Below are 20,234 nucleotides of genomic sequence, written 5' to 3'. Positions count from 1 at the left end.
GTTATAATCTACCTGTCATAAATCACAAGGGACTTACAAATTGTTTCCGAAAGTTGTGTAAACACCTCTAAAATAGGAAATTGTGGTTAAAAAGGCGATGTGTGATATTTTTAACAAGTCGCTACAAAATCCTAATAATTAGGATGAACTTGTGTTAGAATAGAAGAAATATGAGAGAACGATTAAATTATATTGAGAGCGGTGTTCGAGATGAACGACAGTATTTATTTATTAACGCCTGAAGATAAAAATTTTATTTCTCATGTGTGCCGTAATTTACAGACCTTTGCGATTTGGGTTCATGATTCAGGGCATCCAGAGGATTTTAAAATTGAAGAGGCGCGTGAAAGTAGCGCAGATTATTTGTTAAGTTCACTGCTGGAAAAGTACCATATCGAATTAACGGATAAGCCTAAGGCGGTTCGTTTATTGGCAACTGGTTCGTTAGCTGCGACAGACATCAATGTCGTGAACGTGATTAAAGAAGTTGCACGTTTGATTGATACATTTGCAGCAAGTGTTTCATAAGGTCTTTGTTTTAATCGGGTATCCTCGAGGCTGGTATAGGTCTCGAGGGTATTTTTGTGTTTAGAAAACATTTCGTAAATTGAGAATATAATAATTAGTTGTGGGGCATGAAGACGTCAATATTCATTCTTTCCTGGCCACTACTTAACAGTAGTATATAAATTTTGCGACTGTCGTTTTGATTCTTTTATCGGTTCTTATTTCCGTGCTTATCGCTGTTTCACGTGAATGTAACCGTATACGCCGCAACCTTTAATTTGGTATACTACAGGTATTAAATGCATTTGGGAAAAGGGGATTTATCCATGCTTAGTTATTTCGCCCTGATTACGTTAGTTAAGCTGTCGGGCTTACTGATTCCGTTTATCTGGTTTTTGTGGATCAGTAACCGACGCTGGCGAACGTGGGGAACCGTTGCCATTGTGGTGCTGTTTATCGTCAGCTATATCAATACGTATTTCAACTTACCAGACCTTGCCTACCCGTCATTGATCGATGGCTGGCTGATGTGGCTCATCGGTGGATTCGTCGTCGTGGCAGTTTTGCGTCGTTTTGTCTTCAATCCTAACGGCGTTACCGAACGGGCAGTCAATGAGGATAGTTTTATTGGCCGGCTGATGCGGCAATTTGGGGTCACTATCGGCTGGATCGGCCGATTGATCGGTGCAGCGGTGGCGGCTTTCGTCCTAGTTCTCGTGCTCGGGATGGTCTCATCGGTGATCACGGCCATGAATCCCAAGCCGGCTGTTAGTTCAATCAAGACTGAGATCAACAATTCAACGGACGGCGCACCGATGCCGGTGATTAAAAAGAGCGCCGAAACCCCTGTGGTCAATGCACCCCAGACTGTCTCGACCGATATGAACAACTCGCTGAACAGTTTTAAAAATTCAAACGTCTATGATTTAAACCATATGCGGGTTCAGATGTATAAGGGCAAAATGGTCTATGTCGCGCCCGTTGAATTCTCTGGTGGCTTCTGGCGCTATATTCACTATTTGAAAGTCCCAGGTTACTTCATGACTAACGCCACGGATAAGAATGCTGACCCTAAGTTTGTCAGCAAGCCAATGCGCTATACCCCAAGCGCCTACTTTAACCGCGATGCTGACCGTCGTATCAATGCTTATAGCATGGGCTACACCATGGTGGGTTCGACTTCACAGTTGGAAGTGGACAATAATGGGACGCCTTATTACGTGCGGACACTGGCAAAGCCGCTTTCTTATTTCAACCGAAACTATGATTTTAAACACTATAAAGTGGCGGTTCTAAATACGATTTCGGGTAAAGTTAAGGTCTATTCACCAAATAAGGTTCCGAAGTTTGTCGATGTGGCAGCGACGCCTGAATTAGTTCAAAAAGAAGTTACGATGTTTGGTAAATACCGTCATGGGTTCTGGAACGCCACGAGTTTTGGTGGTCATAATGATGTGATGAAGCCAACTGAAGCGGGTACTGAAGGTGGCAATACGCTGACCCCTTACGCCTATAAGGGACGGATCTACTACTTTACTGGTATGACCAGTGTCAATAGTCATCAAAGTTCCATCTTGGGCTACGCCTTTGTTGATGCACGCACCAATAAGTTGCATTATTATCGGGAGCACGGTAACGTCATGACGCCGGAACGAGCCATCTCGTACGCACAACAAGATATCAACCCGCAAAACTACAAGGGAACCTTACCGCTGCTGTACCGAATCGGTGGTAAACCAACCTGGGTCGTTTCGATGCTTGACCGCGATAATAATTCGTTCATGAAGTTTGTGTATTTGCTGGCGGATGGTAATAACCAAGGCGGCACTTACGCGGTTGGTGATGATGCTCAAAGCACCTTGGATCTCTTTCAGCAACGAGTTAGTGCCAAGACCGGCGTGGTTGCTGAGCCAAAGGTCACTGGCAAGACGATCTCTGGTACGGTTGAACGGGTCGTTAAACCTGATAGTAAACAGATCTTGTTTATTTTGAAGGGCGATAGCCACGTTTACCGGATGGATACGTCATCGAAGAGTTTCCAGCCGATCTTCCAGTTCATTCAAGCTGGCGATAAGGTCAGCTTTAAGGCTACCGCTACGGATAAGAACCAGTTAGCAACGGCAAACGTTGGCCTTGATACGTTTAAGAATCAATCGCTAACGCCTACGAAAGCGAAATAAGTCTGAAATCCCGCAAGGATGCAGCAAATTCCGTTTTGAAATCAGTTTAAAAAGAAGATGATTTCCCTGATTTGGGGAACCATCTTCTTTTGTTTATTGGACAAGATTTAAGTTTTAGGCCAAGCAACGGTCCAGAAAAGATTGGAAGCTATTACTTGGGATTGGTTGAGAAGCCCGATGACGTCCTATCAAAAAAGCGCCACTCATAGTTTCTCAATGCTCAAAATTATTTATCGGCCGTCTCAGCAGCTTCAATTTCAGCCAACGTCGGAATTGAAGGGTGGGCGCCCATTCGCTGAACTGTGATTGATGACGCACGGTTAGCAAAACGAATTGCTTCGGGCAGGTTGCTCAAATCCTTTTTGAGTTGGGTACTGAGTGCTCCAATAAAAGTATCGCCGGCTGCTGTGGTATCGACTGCTTTGACCTTGAAGGCGTCCACAAAACCGTAGTGACCGTCAGCGGTGTGATAGAAGGCGCCCTTGCTGCCAACGGTGATGATCACGCCCTTGGCACCCATTTCATGAAGCTTTTCAGCACCCTTGATCATTGAAGCTTCATCGGTGATCTTGACGCCGGTCAACGTCTCACATTCCGTTTCGTTTGGCGTCACAAGGTCACTGATTGCCAGTAAACTGGTTGGGACTTCGCGAGCAGGAGCGGGATTTAGAATGGTTACGACACCATGCTTCTTGGCAATTTTAAAACCCGCTTCAGCAACTTCAATCGGGGTTTCGAACTGGGTGATCAAGAAATCACTTTTGGCAATGATATCTGAGGCGTTATCAACGTCTTTAACGGAGAGTACTTGGTTCGCACCACCGTAAATTAGGATTGAATTTTGACCATTCTTATCCAGCAAAATGAAGGCTTGGCCAGTTTTAGCTTCCTTGGTTACCGTGACCTGATCCACGTTAACACCAGAATCAGTCATTGATTTGACCATGAATTTGCCGTTTGCATCCTCGCCAATTTTACCCACAAAGTAGGTTTCAGCACCTGCTCGTGCAGCAGCAATGCCCTGGTTAGAGCCCTTGCCACCACCGGCAAAGGATTGGTCGCCCATCGCTAAAGTTTCGCCGGGCTTCGGCAAACGTGGGATCTCAAGGATGGTGTCGACGTTTAAACTTCCAATAACAGTCACTCGATTTGTCATGATTAATAAACCTCGTTTCGAAATGTAAATGCAGTGTCGTTGAATCTGAGTAAAACGTTTTACGTATCTTGCACTTATAATATATCAGATAATGTAAGCTGTTTCAATAAACATGCGGAATTTCTAATGATTGTTTACGGACTTAGCCGCCATGTCAGTTGCCAAAGTAAGAAACTACCATCACTAGTATGTCCTAGTGGTCGATTACTGCGCAATCACTTTTAGAATTTGACGGGTCTGTTCCACCGTTAATTGACCGGGGGCGGACTGATTGTGCACTGTGGCAAAAGTCAGCACGCTGTCAAAAGTCTGCCCGGCAACCCGGGTGACGGCGCCAAGTGAACCCATCGCTATGGAGATCACTGGCTGGGTCAATTGCTGACTGGCTTCGTGAGTGGCATTCATGAGGTTTAAGACGTCAGCGTTACTCTGTGGCATGACCGCTAGTTTGACCACGTCACCACCCAACGTACCCATCGTCAGTAGCTGATCCAGCATTTCAGCCTTCGCCGGTGTTTGTTTGAATTCATGGTGGCTAATGATGGTTCGTACCTGGTGCGTACGGGCAAACGTGATGAGCTGTTGGGTGATCGTCGGGTCACGCTGCCATTCAACATCGATTGCAGTAACTTCGGTGTTCAGCATGAGTGCTGTATAAAAGTTCAGGTAGTCGCTGTCGGCAATCTGACGTTTGCCGCCTTCTGCGCGATCTCGCAATGTGATGATCAACGACAGATCGCCTAAAATTTCAATTAGCCGGTTAGCAGTCGTGATGACCTCCGTGGTGTCTTCGAGGTCGTTAAAATAATCCAGGCGCCATTCGGCGAGGTCTGCAGAAGACGAAACGACTTCGCCGGCTTGACCGATCACGGTATTGGTGTCAGCGCCGGTAATCGGCACGCAGATCTTTGGGATGCCGTTGCCTAATGAAAGTCCTTTAAAGGATACTGGTGTCATATCGTGTCAAAGCTCCTTTGTTAAACTGTATTTCTCATGAATTTAGCATGTTTCGCTCATCCACGCAAGTTTGTGATGAAAATGCGGGTTGATGGCTTCTTTAACGAGTGCCTAAAGCAGCTTCATTTTAATCTAATTTTAATAAAAATACCGTATGATAATTGCTATCATTGAGAAAGTTTAGGTGAGCGATGTGGAAGCAACTGAGCAATTAGCTGCAATAAAAAAATTTACTTCACAAAAATTGGCGGGGGACGCAACGGGTCACGGTGTCGACCATATCAATCGAGTGGTGACAAATGCTAAGATGCTGTTGGCGGAGGAACCGTCAGCAAACTATCTGATTACGTTGGCTGCGGCGTATTTGCACGATGTCATCGATGACAAATTAGTGTCAAACGTGTCTTCGGCACAACGTGATGTGGAAGCGTTCTTGGGTTCGGTGGAATTTGTCCCGAACCAGGTTCAGGTCGTCATGTTTATCATCAATAATATGTCGTTTAGTAAAACCTTGACGGATGACCAGCATCCGTTACCTCTAGAGGGCCAGATCGTGCAGGATGCGGACCGCTTGGATGCGATTGGTGCGATTGGCATTACGAGGGCGATCTACTATGGTGGCCATCATAGTGAAAAAATATATGATCCAAAAATCAAGCCAAGGCAAAATATGACAAAGGCGGAGTATCGCAATTTGGATAATGAAACGATTATCAACCACTTCTATGAAAAGCTGTTAAAATTGCCGGAACAGATGAATACGCCGGTGGCAAAAAGGATAGCGAGGGGAAGGCTGGAGACGATGACGACGTTTTTGGAAGACTTTAAGGCGGAGTGGAATGGATTAAAGTAAGGTGCGGAACAAGGCGGTTAAGGACTGGAGTATAAGGTCACTTAGTCATAATTTGCGGCGCTCTTTGCCGTGAATTGTGACTAAGTGACCTTATATGCAAGTCCTTGCCTTGAGGAGCCCGATTAGGCTAGGTAGCCCAAAAGCGGTTATGGACTGACTTTGGCAGAAATCCCAACCCGGGATTTCTGCCAAAGTGACCTTACATGTAAGTCCTTGCCTTGAGGAGCCCAGTTAGGCTAGGTAGCCCAAAAGCGGTTAAATACTGATGTGTCAGCAACTTCGGTTGAAATGGCAAATTGTATTTATGCAAAATTCACGATTCCATAGCCGCCAACATTAAATCACCGACTTCCCTAAAAAGCCTCAAAAGTAAAAACGGAGCCAACCCGTTCCCCCCTAAAACAGGGCAGAACCAGTCCAGCTCCATACATAAACAACTATTCAGCTTCCAGCAGATCGACAAACTCACCGTGAACTAATTGGCAAACGGCTTCCGCATTGACTTTAACGGAGCGGCCAATTTGGCCCGATGAGACGATTATGGTGCCTTGCTCCTTAGCAGTGTTATCAAAGTAGATCGGGTACTTTAACTTTTCCCAGATGCCAACGGGCGTGTTTGCGCCGTGTTCATAGCCGGTGGTTTTAACCAGTTCCTTTAGCGGTACCATATTAACTTTTTTATTACCCGATGCCTTGGCGAGCTTCTTTAGGTCCAGGTGGTTATCCAAGGGGATCACGCCCACGACAGGTCCCGTTGTTTTACCCTCAGCAACGAGGGTCTTATAGATGGTGTGCTGGTCGAGTTTAGTCTCATCGACTTCCATTTCTTGCACATCACCAGCTTCGTGAGTGGCGAAAGCAAGCTGTTCATAGCTGATTTTGGCTTTGTCTAAAATCTGCTCAACTAATGTTTTGTGTAATTGACGGCCCTTTTTCTTTTTTGACACAGTGATCAGTCCTTATCTAAATACTTTTGGTGCAGTCCAGGGTTCTAAATAAATAGGTCCAATTTTTTGAATAGTTCGTTTCAATCTACCAGAATTGTCAAAAATCTGTTATACTCTTCGTAACTACAGAATCAGTTAGTTGGTTGCAAGGGAGATTGGAATGGCAGATTTAGTATATCGAAGAGTGTTGCATGATTTAAAATCGCGTATTCACGATAATCAGTTTCCGGACAAACGACTACCAGATGAACGGAGCCTAAGTGAAGCATACAACGTGAGTCGTAGTTCAATCAAGCGAGCACTCAGTGTTTTAGCAAACCAAGGGATCATTTTTAAGAAACGTGGCTCTGGCACTTTCATTAATCCATTATACATGAAGAACCAAACCATTTTTCATTATGAGGGCTCAAACTTGGGAATTACTGATAGTTTCAAGAGTGATGGTAAGACCCAAGGCATTAAGCTCCTGGACTTTAAAGTAGTTCCGGCTAATGAAGAGATGCAACAGGACTTGTTCCTTGAAAAGGGTGAGTTCGTATACGAAATTCAACGGTTACGGCTTTTTGACGATCAGCCGTTTATGATCGAACGCGGTTTTATCCCGATTCGGATCGTACCTGAACTGTCCCAAAAAGTGGTTTCGGGCTCTATCTTTAACTATCTGGAAGACGAGCAAAATAAGGTGGTCACTAAGTCCTTCATGACCGTGAAGGCCGCGCCATCGAATGCGGAAGATCAGGAATTACTGGGACTTAAACCAACGGAGCCCGTGGCCATCATGGAAGGCATCTTCTTCTTGGATGACGGCACACCGTTTGAAGTGTCCAATATGCGTTTAAGATATGATTATTTTAATTACAATACGTTTGTGACCTTAGATGAAGAATGACTGACGAAAGTTCAAAAGTGGTAAACATTTTGAACTTTTCGTCTTTTTTTAAACAAATTTTTCGGCCGTTTTAGCTGAATTTCAACTTAAAAGTGATTTTGTAAGTGAATCGATAAAATCATCTGAAAGCGTGTCATATCAGGGGATTAGCAAGATGTATTTTCAGAAATACAGGGCTGCTTTAACCGCTTTCATTAATTGGACCGTATCAATTTACGAAACGGTTGACTTTTGTGCAAATCGGACTATCATAGTGGTTGTAAATTATCGGTACAAGATGTATTGGTAATTACGACCCATAATTCTATCAGCTAAGATTATGTAGTTATCTTTTATCAATCAAAGGAGTGTTACTCTAATGGCAGTAGATTACGATTCCAAACAGTATTTGGAAGGCGTTGACACGTATTGGCGTGCCGCCAATTATTTATCCGTTGGTCAACTTTTCTTGCGTGACAACCCATTATTGAATCGCGACTTGACCTCAGACGATGTGAAGATCAAGCCTATTGGTCACTGGGGAACTATTGTTTCTCAAAACTTTATTTATGCCCATTTGAACCGGGTCATCAACAAGTATGACCTTAACATGTTCTACATCGAAGGTTCAGGTCATGGTGGTCAAGTTATGGTTTCTAACTCATATCTTGACGGTAGCTACTCAGAAATTTATCCAAACATTTCTCAAGACGAAGCAGGTCTTAAGAAATTGTTCAAGCAATTCTCCTTCCCAGGTGGTGTTGCTTCTCATGCTGCACCTGAAACACCAGGTTCAATCCATGAAGGTGGCGAACTTGGTTACTCACTTTCACATGGTACTGGTGCAATCTTAGATAACCCAGATGTAATTGCTGCTGTTGAAATTGGTGATGGTGAATCTGAAACCGGCCCTCTGGCTGCATCATGGTTCTCAGACAAGTTCATCAACCCAATTAAAGATGGTGCCGTATTACCAATTATCAACATGAACGGCTTCAAGATTTCTAACCCAACCATCCTCTCACGGATGAGTGACGAAGACTTGAAGAGCTACTTCACTGGTATGGGCTGGGATCCAGAGTTCGTTGAAGTTAAGAACCCTGAAGACCACGAACCCGTCCATGAAGAGATGGCTAAGGCAATGGATAAAGCCATTGAAAAGATCAAGGCCATTCAAAAGAACGCTCGTGAAAACAACGATGACTCATTACCTAACTGGCCAATGATCATCTTCCGTTCACCAAAGGGCTGGACTGGTCCTAAGGAAGACTTCGACGGTAACCCTGTTGAAGGTTCATTCCGTGCCCACCAAGTTCCGCTACCAATTGCCTCAGGTTCGATGGAACATGCAGACAAGCTGGTTAGCTGGTTAAAGTCATACAAGCCAGAAGACTTCTTTAATGCTGATGGCTCAATTAAAGACGAAGTTCGCAACATGGCACCAAAGGGCGAACAACGGATGGCAATGAACCCAATCACAAATGGTGGGATCAAGCCAGAACCATTGAAGCTGCCTGACTACAAAGACTATGCTGTTAAGGTGACAACGCCAGGTGCAACCATTGCTCAGGATATGATCGTTTGGTCTGACTGGTTGGCTGACGTTATGAAGATGAATCCTGACAACTTCCGTGGTTTCGGTCCTGATGAAACTAAGTCAAACCGTCTCTACTCAGCATTGGATACTGGTAAGCGTCAATGGATGGAAGACATTCACGAACCATATGATGAAAATATGTCTCATGAAGGCCGGATCATCGATTCACAATTGTCAGAACACCAAGCTGAAGGCTGGCTGGAAGGTTACACCTTAACTGGTCGTCATGGTTTCTTTGCGACTTACGAATCATTTGGTCGTGTTGTTGACTCAATGCTGACTCAACACATGAAGTGGTTGCGTAAAGCTTCTGAACAATCATGGCGTAACAAGTACCCATCATTGAACTTCGTGGATACTTCAACTGTTTTCCAACAAGACCACAATGGTTACACTCACCAAGACCCAGGTATGTTAACTCACTTGGCTGAAAAGAAGCCTGAGTTTATCCGTGAATACCTGCCAGGTGATGCTAACACTTTGTTGGCTGTTGCTGACGTTGCATTCCGTAGCTATGAAACAATCAACTTGTTGGTTACTTCAAAGCACCCACGTCCACAATGGTTCTCAATTGATGAAGCCACTAACTTGGTTCACAATGGTTTAGGCTACATCGACTGGGCATCTACTGACCAAGGTCAAGAACCAGACGTTGTCTTTGCAGCTGCCGGTTCAGAACCAACTTGGGAAGTCTTCGCCGCTGTATCGTTATTACACGACGAATTCCCAGACATGAAGATTCGGGTTATTAACGTTGTTGACCTGTTGAAGCTTCGTAAGGATGACCCTCGTGGCCTGAGCGACGAAGAATTCGACCGTTACTTCACCACTGACAAGCCTGTTATCTTCGCCTTCCATGGTTTCGAAGATCTGATCAAGTCAATCTTCTTCGACCGTCATAACCACAACCTCCACGTTCATGGTTACCGTGAAAACGGTGATATCACCACACCATTTGACATGCGTGTCTTGAATGAACTGGACCGTTACCACTTGGCAAAGGATGCCGTACTCAGCATTCCAGAATACGCTGTGAAGGGTTCATACTTTGCACAACGCATGGATGACAAGGTTGCTAAGCACACTGCTTACATCCGTGAATATGGTACTGACATGCCAGAAGTTAACGACTGGAAATGGGCACCACTTAAGTAAATTAAGTTGTTAAAATGCAGTTGAAAAGCACCTCGAGATGAATTCTCGAGGTGCTTTTTGCTGTTCTAATAGTTTAAATTAAGCTCGAAATGTTGGTAAATAAAAATAGTTCTTAACGCTGCCAACTGAATAGCTTCGTGATAAGTCTTTAGCGATATTTGGATTGATTCGTACAGCTAGTCGATATTGATAATTTCCTTTTTTACTGATGCGTTTGTCCGGTAGTTTTAACATGTTTTTCTTAGCGTAGTAATGGATCAGATTACCATTTTTCTTGATGGCCGTGATTTTAGTGGAAGAAGTTGGACGAGAATTGGTATTACCATTGGCAAAGTATTCCACGTATTGGTCGGTCGTAAAGTGAAGTTTTGGTGCCTTTGTAAAACTGGTTTGGTTCGTATAGGCTTTCCCCTTAGCAAGTAACTTTTCAAGATTACTGTTGCTCTTGGTTGCCTTGAAGTTGGCAGTGTATCTAACCGTCACTGCTTTACTCGTCGTTTGATGGCGAATCTTGTAACTCATATTTGATAGATCCAATCGGGCATAGACGATGTGCTTTTTAGTTGTTTTATAGGAAATGGCTACTCGGGTATTTTTAGGTAAGGTCACCTTGCCTGACTTCACCTGACGAGTGGTCACAGCGTAACTGGATGAACTCTTCGCAGCTGCTTGAGTCATTGTTGCAACTCCCAAACTAAACAGGGCAAGTCCCGTTGCAGCGATAGATCCCATTAATTTTTTAAATGTCATAAACGTCCCCTCCTTGTGGCGATTATAATCTAAAATTTGGGGGGAGGTCAATTACCTGGTGCTATTTTAAGGCAGGGTATTTCACAGCAAATTAAGGTGAGGTAATATTTCCCTTAATTATCAAATCAAGTGTCCTATCTTTGCAAAAACAGTATGAACATCATCACATGAATATTTAAAGACAGCATTTACTCAGCAAAGGAACTAATCCACAAATCAATACAGTAGCTAAAACGTAGTTCACTCGATGTTATAATCTAAGTGAATTTAAATTTTAAGGGGGAAAATCATTATGAAAAAATGGTTAAAGCTCTGCGTTGCAACCCTTGCGCTAGTGCTAGGATATACAGTTACTTCAACGGTAAACGCACATGCTAGTTCGTTTACTTACTTTGGGGGTGACGGATCAAAGACTTACCATCATAAAGTAATCAGTTATCAGAAATATACGTTAAATAAAACATTCTATAATAGTAATCTTGATGTAGGTGACACTTCAACTGGTAGCACAAAAAATGGAAAAATCCAGCTTTATCACTTATATGTTTTCCACGTATCTCCCAAGGTTTCACGCTATCAAACTTGGGTTAAACTAACTGGGCATGTCTATAACTATAATAATGCTCCCGCTAACAACGTTTGGGGAGCAACTAACATGGATGGAATAACTCAGAAATATGTTTTGCAAATTCAAGATTCAACACCAGCTGGTTATACATTCTCAAAAGGCACTAGCAAGAGTCCAATCTTATTTAGTAAAAAGGGTTTAGCACCAGGTGATGATGAAGGATTCCAACTACTGGCTCACTCTAAAACTGCAACGCAGCGACTGGGTCAAACAACTATTAATCTTTTTATGGTAGGTCATTATAAGGATTTAAAACTAAACTTAAAGTAATAATCTCAAGGAGTGTTCTAACTATGTCGGAGCGCTTTTTTGTCTGATAATTCGTCACCCTAAATTACCAACGTTGTTGAGGGGGTCCTTTTTTATTTTTTTACCTGAATTGTCAAATCAAGTGCAACACTAATGGCCTATTCTCATAATTGGTCTACTAATGGTTAAAGGTCAGGCATCAGATCACCTGGTGAACAGTACCCTAACAGTCGCCTTGGCCGATCATTAAGCGCATCCTGTACGGCTTGAATCGTTGTGATGTCGTAGTTATACAATGAATGACCCTTAGGGATGAACTCACGAATAAGTCCGTTATGATTTTCGTTGGTCCCACGTTCCCACGGTGAGTAAGGATGTGCAAAATAGATCTGTGTGTCCTGAATAGTAGCCAGTTCAGCAAACTCGCTGCCGTTATCGAAAATAATGGATTTGAAGTGTTCTTTGCCGTAATCAGCAATGATGGTTTCAAGTCCTTCTCGACAAGTAATGGCATGATAATTGGGTATTCTGAAAATAATTTGAAACCTTGTGACCCTTTCGGTCAATGTCATTAGAGCAGGTTGATCTTCGGTCTTTTTTCCTTTAACTAAGTCTCCTTCCCAATGACCAATCTCAGTGCGCTGGCCAACAACTGCAGGTCGCGTTTCAATGGAGTCACCGAGAACGTGTTGATTTTTGCGGGAATGAGACCGACCAGTACCTTTAACGCGACGACGTAATTTAACCGGTAAGTCACTGTTTCGCAATGACAATACGCCAGCATTAATATCGCGATAAACAGTGGTTGTAGAAGGGCAAGGTCGTTCTGGATAAGTATGACGATAGAAATATACGAAAGTATCAACACTATGAACTCTTGGTCGGCGTTTTAGCTCAATGGTTAATTGGGCATAGAAATCGGCACACAGTTCCCGTTTGAAAGCCCGGTGACAATGTTGGCGATGATCTTCATAAATGGCCTGCCCAGTCTCAGCTAAGTAAGTCTTGGTTAATTTATGATTCGCTTTAATCTAGGTAGTAGTGCCCCGCTTAATTTCTCGACTAATAGTCGCTTTATGACGACCTAACAAGCGTGCAATTTGAGAAATTGATAAGGGCTGAGTTAAAGTACCGTCAGGTTGCAGCTGCGGTGTTCGCCAAGCTTCAATTTGGCCTCTTTCTTTAAAGGATAGTTGTTTATAGTGGTGAGTCATGCTAATCTGAGTTTGGGTCATGATGAATTCCTACTTTCTTACTTGCGTGGTTGCTTATAAGAATAGGTCATCATGGCCTTTTGGTCTAGTTAATTTGTGTTGCACTTAGAGTTTAAACTCGGGTTTCGTTTAAAGAATTAAAGATTACTCTTTTGATGAATCCGGAACTTAACAGTACGTATCCGGCACTAACATCAGGTGTGTATCTTCTGTAATAACGATCATTTGCAATCATTTCATTTCCTCCTAATTGTTTACAATAACTACTTTACCCATCATATGACCCTTCTCCACCATTTTGTGAGCTTGACGCAAATTGGCGGCGGTGATGGGTGAGAGAACTTCTGTGGTGGTTGATTTCAATTGATTTTGATCTAATAGTTTTGCAATTTTTTCAAGAATATTATGTTGTGTGACTAGATCAGTTGTCCCATAGTATGATTTTGAGTACATCCACTCCCAAGAAAAATCAGCTCTTTTTTTAGTTAATTTTTTTAAATCAACGGGTTGCCTGTTTTCTGTAATAGAAGCTATTTTGCCATTGGGTTTGATTAATTCTGCCATCTCATTCCAATGCTGGTTAATGTTATTTAACTCTAAAATATAATCAACATAGTGGTATCCTAGCTTGCGGACTTGCTGCACTAGATCTTCATGATGATTGACCGTTTTATCTGCACCGAGATTTTTTACCCAAGCTACTGTTTTTTCTCTTGATGCTGTCGCAATTACATTCAAACCGGCAATATGAGCTAATTGGGTAGCTATAGAGCCGACACCACCCGAGCCATTAATAATTAAAATAGTTTTGCCAGCGTTTTGTTCTATATTTTTCGGATCTAATTCTAATTTTTCAAATAGCGCTTCCCAAGCGGTCAGAGAAGTGAGTGGCATTGCGGCTATCTGATCATTTTTGAGTTTTTGAGGTGCGTGGCCAACGATTCTTTCATCTACTAATTGGTATTCACTGTTACTACCAGGGCGTTTAAAAGAACCTGCGTAAAAAACATGGTCACCTTTTTTAAATAGACTGACTTTCTCGCCAATTTCAATTACTTGTCCAACAGCGTCCCAACCAATAACTTTTGGTTTTTTTCGGATACCTCGTCCTGATTTTCTTACACCAATATCGACTGGATTGATAGATGTTCCGTCGACTCTTACTAGTAGATCGTGATCAGTTGCATGTGGCAATGGTTCGTCGAATTCAAATAAACTATTTTCATTACTAACTGGCAAACTTTGTGTAAATCCGATTGCTTTCAAAAAAGTTCCTCCTCTGGTTTAATACACAAAGCATAGTTTCATTATCCGGAGGGCACAATCGTGAATTTTTAGTGACTAGTTACAACAAGTTCACTAGCATAATGTGGAATTTTAGTTATACTTATTATTAGAGAGAGGGAGAGATTGAATTGGATAGTAACCGACACATTTATAGTTGTCAGAGTGGGTGCCCAGTAGAGAGCACATTGCAAGTCATTTCAGGGAAATGGAAGAGCGTTATTTTATATCACTTGATCAAACATGACGCCACTCATTTTGGCGAACTTTCGCGCGCTATACGAGATTGTTCTCGTAGAATGTTAGCTTTGCAGTTAAAGGAACTTGAGAGAGATGGGTTGATTTCCAAACGGCAGTTCCCGGTGATACCTCCCAAAACAGAGTATTCACTCACTAGTTTTGGAGAATCAATAGAGCCGGTTATTTTGGCAATGGAAAGTTGGGGCAACTACTACAATAAGGTTAACGTTGAAAATGGGATCAATGTTGAGGCCAATCAGTAATCACGAAAAAGAAGACATCAAATTCACGATTATCCGCTAAGGTCACGACAAGCATTAATGTAATCTTTTGACTTAAAGGGTTAGTCTGCACTAGTTGAAATAGGGTTTTGAAGGTGTATGCACCTAGGTATATAATATAAACATAGTTAAGCTAGGTGGTTAGCTATCATCAAACTTAACTTAGTGGAATAGCAGGACATGCCCTCTCAAATTTCTAGTCTACGGAGGTGATGGTCGTGCTGAATAGGAACGACTGGAGGACAGGTAACGGATACCTTAGCTGGTATTGCGTTGGTTATCGTAGCTATTGGTAAGCTGGCAATCAGCTTAGCTAAAGCGTACGCGATAACAAAAAAAGCTAACCATAAAGGTTAGCTATCCACAGTCTTTCTAGTCCACGATTGAAGTCATTGGGTGGCCCCCCAATGGCTTCTCTTCGTGTACAAGTATATAGAGAAATGAGATGAACGTCAATGACTAAGACCTCGGAAGCTCAAAAACGTGCCACTCAGGGTTATCGTGCTCGTAATCGACAAAAGAGTACGATTCAATCGGCCCGTTCGGCGGCTAAGACTTACATCAAGAAATACGTAACTAATGAAACTGAATTGAACGATTTACAAGCTCTCATCGACCAAAAAAGAAAAGAATTAGAAACTAAGAGGTGAAGTGCTACATAATAACAGAATTTTGTGAGGCCACGTCTGTCTTTGCAAGCAATCAGCTAAAATTTGCTGGTAAGAATTTCAGCGCCTTTATTGGTCAACAAATAACCATGACCAGTTTGATCGAAAGACAAGCCTTCAAATTCCCGACCGGAGTTAAATTTCGTGGCAAGAACGTCAGTTGACTTTAAGTGTCCCAGCTTAGCCACGGGGACGGACGAAATTGAATCATCACTAATGAAATAGAGGCGATTATTAGCGGGATTGTAGTCAACTGATTGATTTTTGGTGCTGGGGCGGTTAGCTAGACCTTGAAGTATTAACTTAAACTTCGTCTGATGGGTACTTAAAACCCCCTGATAAATTTTGAATTGGTGGGTGCCACTAACATAGCTGCTAAAGTAGGCATAGCCGCTTCGATCAAAAGTTAAGTTGTTGCCCATAGTCACTTGGTTGTGGTGATTACTACGCAAACGGAAGTGTAGCGTTGTGCATGGTTTTAATGTTGATTTGGATAATCGTTGAACTGTTGTGTAGCCTCCCGCTATCCCGGGATTTTGGACGAACCATAGCTGATCATTTTTAGGGTTCAGAGCCAAGGATTGGCCGTGTCCAGTATGAAATTGTGGGCCGACTTTAATATTGGCGAGAATAGTTTGATCTTGTGCAGTGACCTTATTTTTCTGTAGCGCATTAGTAGCTTGGCGAATAATTGCCCAGTTGTTGCTAGTGGTCATATCCTTTCTGAGTTGTTCCAGATTGTAGTGAACAGCAAAAGTGGGTTACACCTCTTTTGCGTCTGCTAATATATATAAAAATATCTGTTGCTAATAGGCAAGAGAACTTGTCTACCAACAACAGATATTTTAGAGCCGTAAAAGGAGCGCCATGCAGATAAATTTTATCTGCATGGCACCCCTTTTACGTGATTGGGATTAGAGTTTTTTTTGCTTAACCACTTAGCATACTACTTTAGTTTTGCGAGGAAAATCTGAACTATACCATTCATTCCTTCATCTTGGTTCTCCATGGGGTATGGGGATGTAAAAGAGAAGTTTTTGGGGAAATCACTCATCACCTGAGCATTGTCAGGCATGTAAATTCCAAGATAGTAGTTACTCATCGAATTTCGCTTTTCTTGCGTGAATCCATTATTCTCCAGTACACGTTTAATATAAGTGGCTCGAGGAGTAATCGCTCCACCTGCCATATCACCGCCAACTTTTTCGGAGATAGATAGTGTGTCAGTGTTACCAGTCGGTTTCAATACTCCAACATTAATGATGCCCGTGTACTTTTCCGTTTTAAGAGGATGATTGGCATTGACATTTTGAGTAATCTGAGATAAATCTAAACTTAATTTTGAGTTGGGAAATAGTTTCATAACCTGTCTTGCTAAACGCTGTGAGCGTGCGGTTTGCATGTAGGTTTCAAAGCTAGACTGGGTGTTGAACTCACTGGGAGCTTTTGACAACAAGCGAGTCAAGTATCCACTCCAAATCAAACCTTTTACATTACCGGAGTTTGAGCTGATTCTATAATAAACAGCGGATTTCTGATTATATTTTTTAACCGAAGCATAGTTAACGTACCAGTTTGAGTTAGGATAGTTCTTGATGTTATGAATTTTTTTAGTGTGACTGTAGTTCCAGATGTAACCACTTTTAACACTGGATTTCACGGTGTAAGGAACAGATCCAGCACCTGATTTTTCGGCATTAAAGGAATAATTACTAGATATTTTGCTGGCGTGAACTGTTGTAGTACTAAATGCAGCTATTCCTGCGACAGCGACGACTAGACCGATCAAAGCCTTAATTTTTTCATAAGTGTATCTCCCTTTCTTAACTGTTCAAATCCTAACATGTTTGATGAAAGTGAACAATTTATATTCATATTATAATAGATATTTCAATTGTTGTAATTAAGTATTGGTAATAGCTTTTTAAAGAGGAATTTTGATCGCATTTTATTAACTTTTTGGGTGTACCCTATAGTACAGGTTTTGCAGTTGTGCCAAAATGCAATTAAATTGAGGCTTGAAAAGAATCTTTAACCTGTCCTTTTGAGTTGTCTTTTTAAATCAATCAGAGGTGAATGAAAAATGGCTCGAATTGGGTATGCGCGAGTGTCCACAATGGATCAAAATTTGGCTAGACAGATTCAAGATCTTGAAAATCCCCAAAAAGGAAATGTAGATAAAATTTTCACGGACAAAGAATCTGGTAAAAATATGAACAGAGCTGGGTGGAATGAGTTGAGTGCCTACATACGTGACGGAGACACCTTGGTGATAAAGTCGCTGGATCGACTTAGCCGAAACTACGACGATATTCAGCAAACGTGGTCTACTTTGCTGAATAAAGGCGTTGGTGTAGAAGTTCTGAATCAACCTGTCGTGAACGTTGCATCTAATAGAGCGAATAGTCTTACTAGTAAACTATTTATTAGTCTTTGGGGTTTCATAGCTGAAAACGAACGGAACAAAATTCGTGAACGACAATCACAGGGAATTGTGATTGCAAAGAAGAACGGTGTCTACAAAGGAAGAAAGCCGGCATATTCAGCTGAGAGCACAGATGTTGGAAAGCGTATGATCTATGAAAAGATACTCGAAATGCGGGAACCGGTTTTAAGACACGAGGTCTCAATTAACTCGATTGCTTCACGATTTGGAGTAAGTCGTAATACCGTCCATCGCATTTTAAATCCGGGAAAAATACACTTTCAGAAAAGGGATCAATAAAGTGTATTTTGTATTAGGAGAGTATTCTGGTTAGTTTTTTGAACAGAAAGTCTAGTATTTTTAAGATGTCTGACATCTAGCGGTGAACTCAGGTTAATAGGTAACGTTGTTTGATGCTAACCGCAGTTCAACGATTCTTGAATGTTTATTTTGTGTACAAACGCTAACTAGCGCTTCACCGACGTCCTCAGGTGTTAGAAATCCGGAATTTGCGACCCCTTCTTTTGTGCGGCCATAACCTACTTCAAATTCAGTGGCGCCAGCATGGGGACAAAAGACGCAGGTTCGAATACCCTTTGACAGGAGTTCTTTATCTAACGCTTGGCCGAAACCACGAAGTGCAAATTTACTGCAAGTATAGGCGGTTTCGTCTGGGTGACCGACGATTCCAGTTACGGAAGAGACCAAGATGATCTGACCATCGTGATTTTTCAGCATTTCCGGAACCGCACTTTTAGTGAAGGCAAATGCACTTCGGACATTGGTATCCATTACGAGGTCGTAGTCGTCCATCGTCGTATTGGTGAGTGACAGAGTTCTGCCGATTCCTGCGTTGTTAACGAGGATGTCTAGCTTTCCAAAGGTATCAATTGCGAGTTGGACACTCGAAATGGCCGTACTTTCGTGCCTTGCATCTCCAACAAAATATGTGGTTTTTGCACCAAAGGCCTCACAATGTTCAGCGACGGCTTTCAGTTTATCTTCTCTGCGAGCTGTTAACACAAGGTTGGCGCCTTCCTTGGCGAAAGCCAGGGCTGTTCCTTTTCCAAATCCAGAACTAGCGCCCGTAATCAGTGCTGTTTTATTTTTTAAAGTTGTCATTTTAAATTCTCCTTATTACTCTGTATTTGACACTTTCTACGCTAGCACTTTAAGTAGTGTTTAAGTCAATACTAAAACTGCGGTGCTCTTTGCTTACATGGACGGGATCTGAGTTTTGACGCACTTTTAGACCATGTCGAGCTGAAGTCACATTTTTAACTACCTTTGCGTTAAGATATCAGTTCAATACTTACCAATATTAACTTTTATTCCAAACTCATATTTTTTTGGGGGTGCAAAATAGTTAGTTCAGCTCACTAAACCAATGTTGGGTAGTTGGTAGTTAGTATTAATTGACAGAAACTAACTACAAAGGAAGAAAGCCGGCATATTCAGCTGAGGCCACAGATGTTGGAAAGCGTATTATCTATGAAAAGATACTCGAACTGCGGGAATCGGTTTTAAGGCACGAGGTCTCAATTAACTCAATTGCTACGCGTTTTGGAGTAAGTCGTAATACCGTCCATCGCATTTTGAAAATTTAACAATTGTTTGAAATCCTTTTAGTTATAAGGGATTGGTGGGCCATCACTGGGCATCTTTATTGCACGAAAAGTTTGTTAGACCTATAATGTTGTGGGTTAAGGAGGGCTTAACAATGAAAAAGAATAAATTGATGTTAGCGGCGGCTGTTGTCGCTGGCGGTTTCTTTGCTTTTGCGACACAAACGACGGCACACGCAAGTGCGTATGTTCGGTCGTACCAAAACATTAAAAATGCCAATGCAACTGTGACTAACACTAAAGCACCCGTATGGACTACGGCTTCATTGAAGCATCGTGCGGGAACCATGAGAAATTATGGCACGCAAGTTGAGCAGTATTATGCAGCGCATATTCGTAAGAGTAATGGCAAAGCATACATTTACTACAAGTTCCGCATTGGTAAGAAAACTGGTTGGGTATGGCATGGGTATTTGAAGCCTTTTACCTCGGGGACAACAGCTCCAACTACTGGAACGACTGGTACCAGCACAAATAGTGGGACAGATTTGGTACCTGTAGCCAATGCTAACTGGAATAAGATCGGGGCTACCGGAGCTTTTGCTGCCGATTCTACTTTAATGCAAATGTTCCCTAACACAATATTTAGTAAGTATCTTTACTCTGCTGTACAAGGATATAACAACATAGACGATGGTGTGGATCGTCCA

The 20,234-nt window shown here is 42.3% G+C and carries 17 protein-coding genes and 2 pseudogenes; 10 read left to right on the top strand and 9 right to left on the bottom strand.

The genetic code is table 11. From position 1 onward, the window contains the following. Positions 1-210: 210 nt before the first annotated feature. Both GM612_RS09220 and GM612_RS09215 read left to right on the top strand, forming a co-directional pair. Positions 211-528, top strand: a complete 318-nt coding sequence (locus GM612_RS09220; protein WP_155432090.1) for a hypothetical protein — start codon at positions 211-213, stop codon at positions 526-528. A 305-nt stretch (positions 529-833) separates the two neighbouring features. Beyond that, the gene (locus GM612_RS09215) at positions 834-2,687 is read left to right on the top strand and encodes a DUF2029 domain-containing protein (RefSeq protein WP_155432089.1); all 1,854 of its coding nucleotides are present in this window, start codon (positions 834-836) and stop codon (positions 2,685-2,687) included. Positions 2,688-2,913: 226 nt separating this feature from the next. On the opposite strand, the gene rbsK is transcribed toward GM612_RS09215, so the two are convergent. Together rbsK and aroD are read right to left on the bottom strand one after the other, a co-directional pair. Further along, positions 2,914-3,843 carry a ribokinase gene (gene rbsK, locus GM612_RS09210; RefSeq protein ID WP_155432088.1) on the bottom strand — a complete coding sequence of 310 codons (930 nt, stop codon included), beginning with the start codon at positions 3,841-3,843 and terminating at the stop codon, positions 2,914-2,916. A 204-nt stretch (positions 3,844-4,047) separates the two neighbouring features. Next, positions 4,048-4,800, bottom strand: coding sequence for a type I 3-dehydroquinate dehydratase (aroD, locus tag GM612_RS09205; RefSeq protein WP_155432087.1), 753 nt, complete (start codon positions 4,798-4,800; stop codon positions 4,048-4,050). 193 nt (positions 4,801-4,993) lie between these two features. Here aroD and GM612_RS09200 point away from each other — a divergent pair, with 193 nt between their 5' ends. Further along, complete coding sequence (locus GM612_RS09200; protein ID WP_343031874.1) at positions 4,994-5,653, top strand: HD domain-containing protein; 660 nt, start codon at positions 4,994-4,996, stop codon at positions 5,651-5,653. A 437-nt stretch (positions 5,654-6,090) separates the two neighbouring features. On the opposite strand, the gene ybaK is transcribed toward GM612_RS09200, so the two are convergent. Continuing rightward, positions 6,091-6,600 carry a Cys-tRNA(Pro) deacylase gene (gene ybaK / locus GM612_RS09195; RefSeq protein WP_343031871.1) on the bottom strand — a complete coding sequence of 170 codons (510 nt, stop codon included), beginning with the start codon at positions 6,598-6,600 and terminating at the stop codon, positions 6,091-6,093. A gap of 160 nt (positions 6,601-6,760) precedes the next feature. On the opposite strand from ybaK, the gene GM612_RS09190 reads away from it, so the two are divergent. Continuing rightward, complete coding sequence (locus tag GM612_RS09190; protein WP_155432085.1) at positions 6,761-7,489, top strand: GntR family transcriptional regulator; 729 nt, start codon at positions 6,761-6,763, stop codon at positions 7,487-7,489. A gap of 358 nt (positions 7,490-7,847) precedes the next feature. Next, complete coding sequence (locus GM612_RS09185; protein ID WP_155432084.1) at positions 7,848-10,220, top strand: phosphoketolase family protein; 2,373 nt, start codon at positions 7,848-7,850, stop codon at positions 10,218-10,220. Between the two features lie 78 nt (positions 10,221-10,298). On the opposite strand, the gene GM612_RS09180 is transcribed toward GM612_RS09185, so the two are convergent. Next, positions 10,299-10,970 carry a hypothetical protein gene (locus GM612_RS09180; RefSeq protein WP_155432083.1) on the bottom strand — a complete coding sequence of 224 codons (672 nt, stop codon included), beginning with the start codon at positions 10,968-10,970 and terminating at the stop codon, positions 10,299-10,301. 292 nt (positions 10,971-11,262) lie between these two features. Here GM612_RS09180 and GM612_RS09175 point away from each other — a divergent pair, with 292 nt between their 5' ends. Further along, positions 11,263-11,868 (top strand): hypothetical protein, encoded by a 606-nt coding sequence (locus GM612_RS09175; RefSeq protein ID WP_155432082.1) that lies wholly within the window; start codon positions 11,263-11,265, stop codon positions 11,866-11,868. Positions 11,869-12,032: 164 nt separating this feature from the next. Here the strand turns inward: GM612_RS09175 and GM612_RS09170 are convergent. Continuing rightward, a pseudogene (locus tag GM612_RS09170) lies at positions 12,033-13,082 on the bottom strand (IS30 family transposase). A 225-nt stretch (positions 13,083-13,307) separates the two neighbouring features. After that, positions 13,308-14,327, bottom strand: coding sequence for a zinc-binding alcohol dehydrogenase family protein (locus GM612_RS09165; protein ID WP_155432081.1), 1,020 nt, complete (start codon positions 14,325-14,327; stop codon positions 13,308-13,310). Positions 14,328-14,476: 149 nt separating this feature from the next. Here GM612_RS09165 and GM612_RS09160 point away from each other — a divergent pair, with 149 nt between their 5' ends. Both GM612_RS09160 and GM612_RS09155 read left to right on the top strand, forming a co-directional pair. After that, positions 14,477-14,848: a winged helix-turn-helix transcriptional regulator gene (locus GM612_RS09160; protein ID WP_155432080.1), complete on the top strand. Its 372-nt coding sequence runs from the start codon at positions 14,477-14,479 to the stop codon at positions 14,846-14,848. A 473-nt stretch (positions 14,849-15,321) separates the two neighbouring features. Then, entirely contained in the window at positions 15,322-15,516 is a 195-nt protein-coding gene (locus tag GM612_RS09155; RefSeq protein ID WP_155432079.1) for a hypothetical protein, read from the top strand. Positions 15,517-15,572: 56 nt separating this feature from the next. Here GM612_RS09155 and GM612_RS09150 read toward each other — a convergent pair whose 3' ends face one another. Further along, positions 15,573-16,250 (bottom strand): hypothetical protein, encoded by a 678-nt coding sequence (locus tag GM612_RS09150; RefSeq protein WP_155432078.1) that lies wholly within the window; start codon positions 16,248-16,250, stop codon positions 15,573-15,575. Between the two features lie 230 nt (positions 16,251-16,480). Next, positions 16,481-17,323: a D-alanyl-D-alanine carboxypeptidase gene (locus GM612_RS09145; protein ID WP_155432077.1), complete on the bottom strand. Its 843-nt coding sequence runs from the start codon at positions 17,321-17,323 to the stop codon at positions 16,481-16,483. A gap of 294 nt (positions 17,324-17,617) precedes the next feature. On the opposite strand from GM612_RS09145, the gene GM612_RS09140 reads away from it, so the two are divergent. Next, positions 17,618-18,259, top strand: a complete 642-nt coding sequence (locus GM612_RS09140) for a recombinase family protein (RefSeq protein WP_155432076.1) — start codon at positions 17,618-17,620, stop codon at positions 18,257-18,259. Positions 18,260-18,352: 93 nt separating this feature from the next. Here GM612_RS09140 and GM612_RS09135 read toward each other — a convergent pair whose 3' ends face one another. Next, positions 18,353-19,081, bottom strand: a complete 729-nt coding sequence (locus GM612_RS09135; protein WP_155432075.1) for an SDR family oxidoreductase — start codon at positions 19,079-19,081, stop codon at positions 18,353-18,355. Between the two features lie 598 nt (positions 19,082-19,679). Between GM612_RS09135 and GM612_RS09125 the strand changes: the two are divergent. Next, positions 19,680-20,234, top strand: a pseudogene (locus GM612_RS09125) (hypothetical protein); the annotation flags it as partial.

It is taken from the genome of Secundilactobacillus folii, from assembly GCF_009720675.1.
Lineage (GTDB): Bacteria > Bacillota > Bacilli > Lactobacillales > Lactobacillaceae > Secundilactobacillus > Secundilactobacillus folii.
The sequence above is the reverse complement of the archived record's forward strand: the minus strand, read 5'-3'. Positions and strand labels throughout refer to the sequence as shown.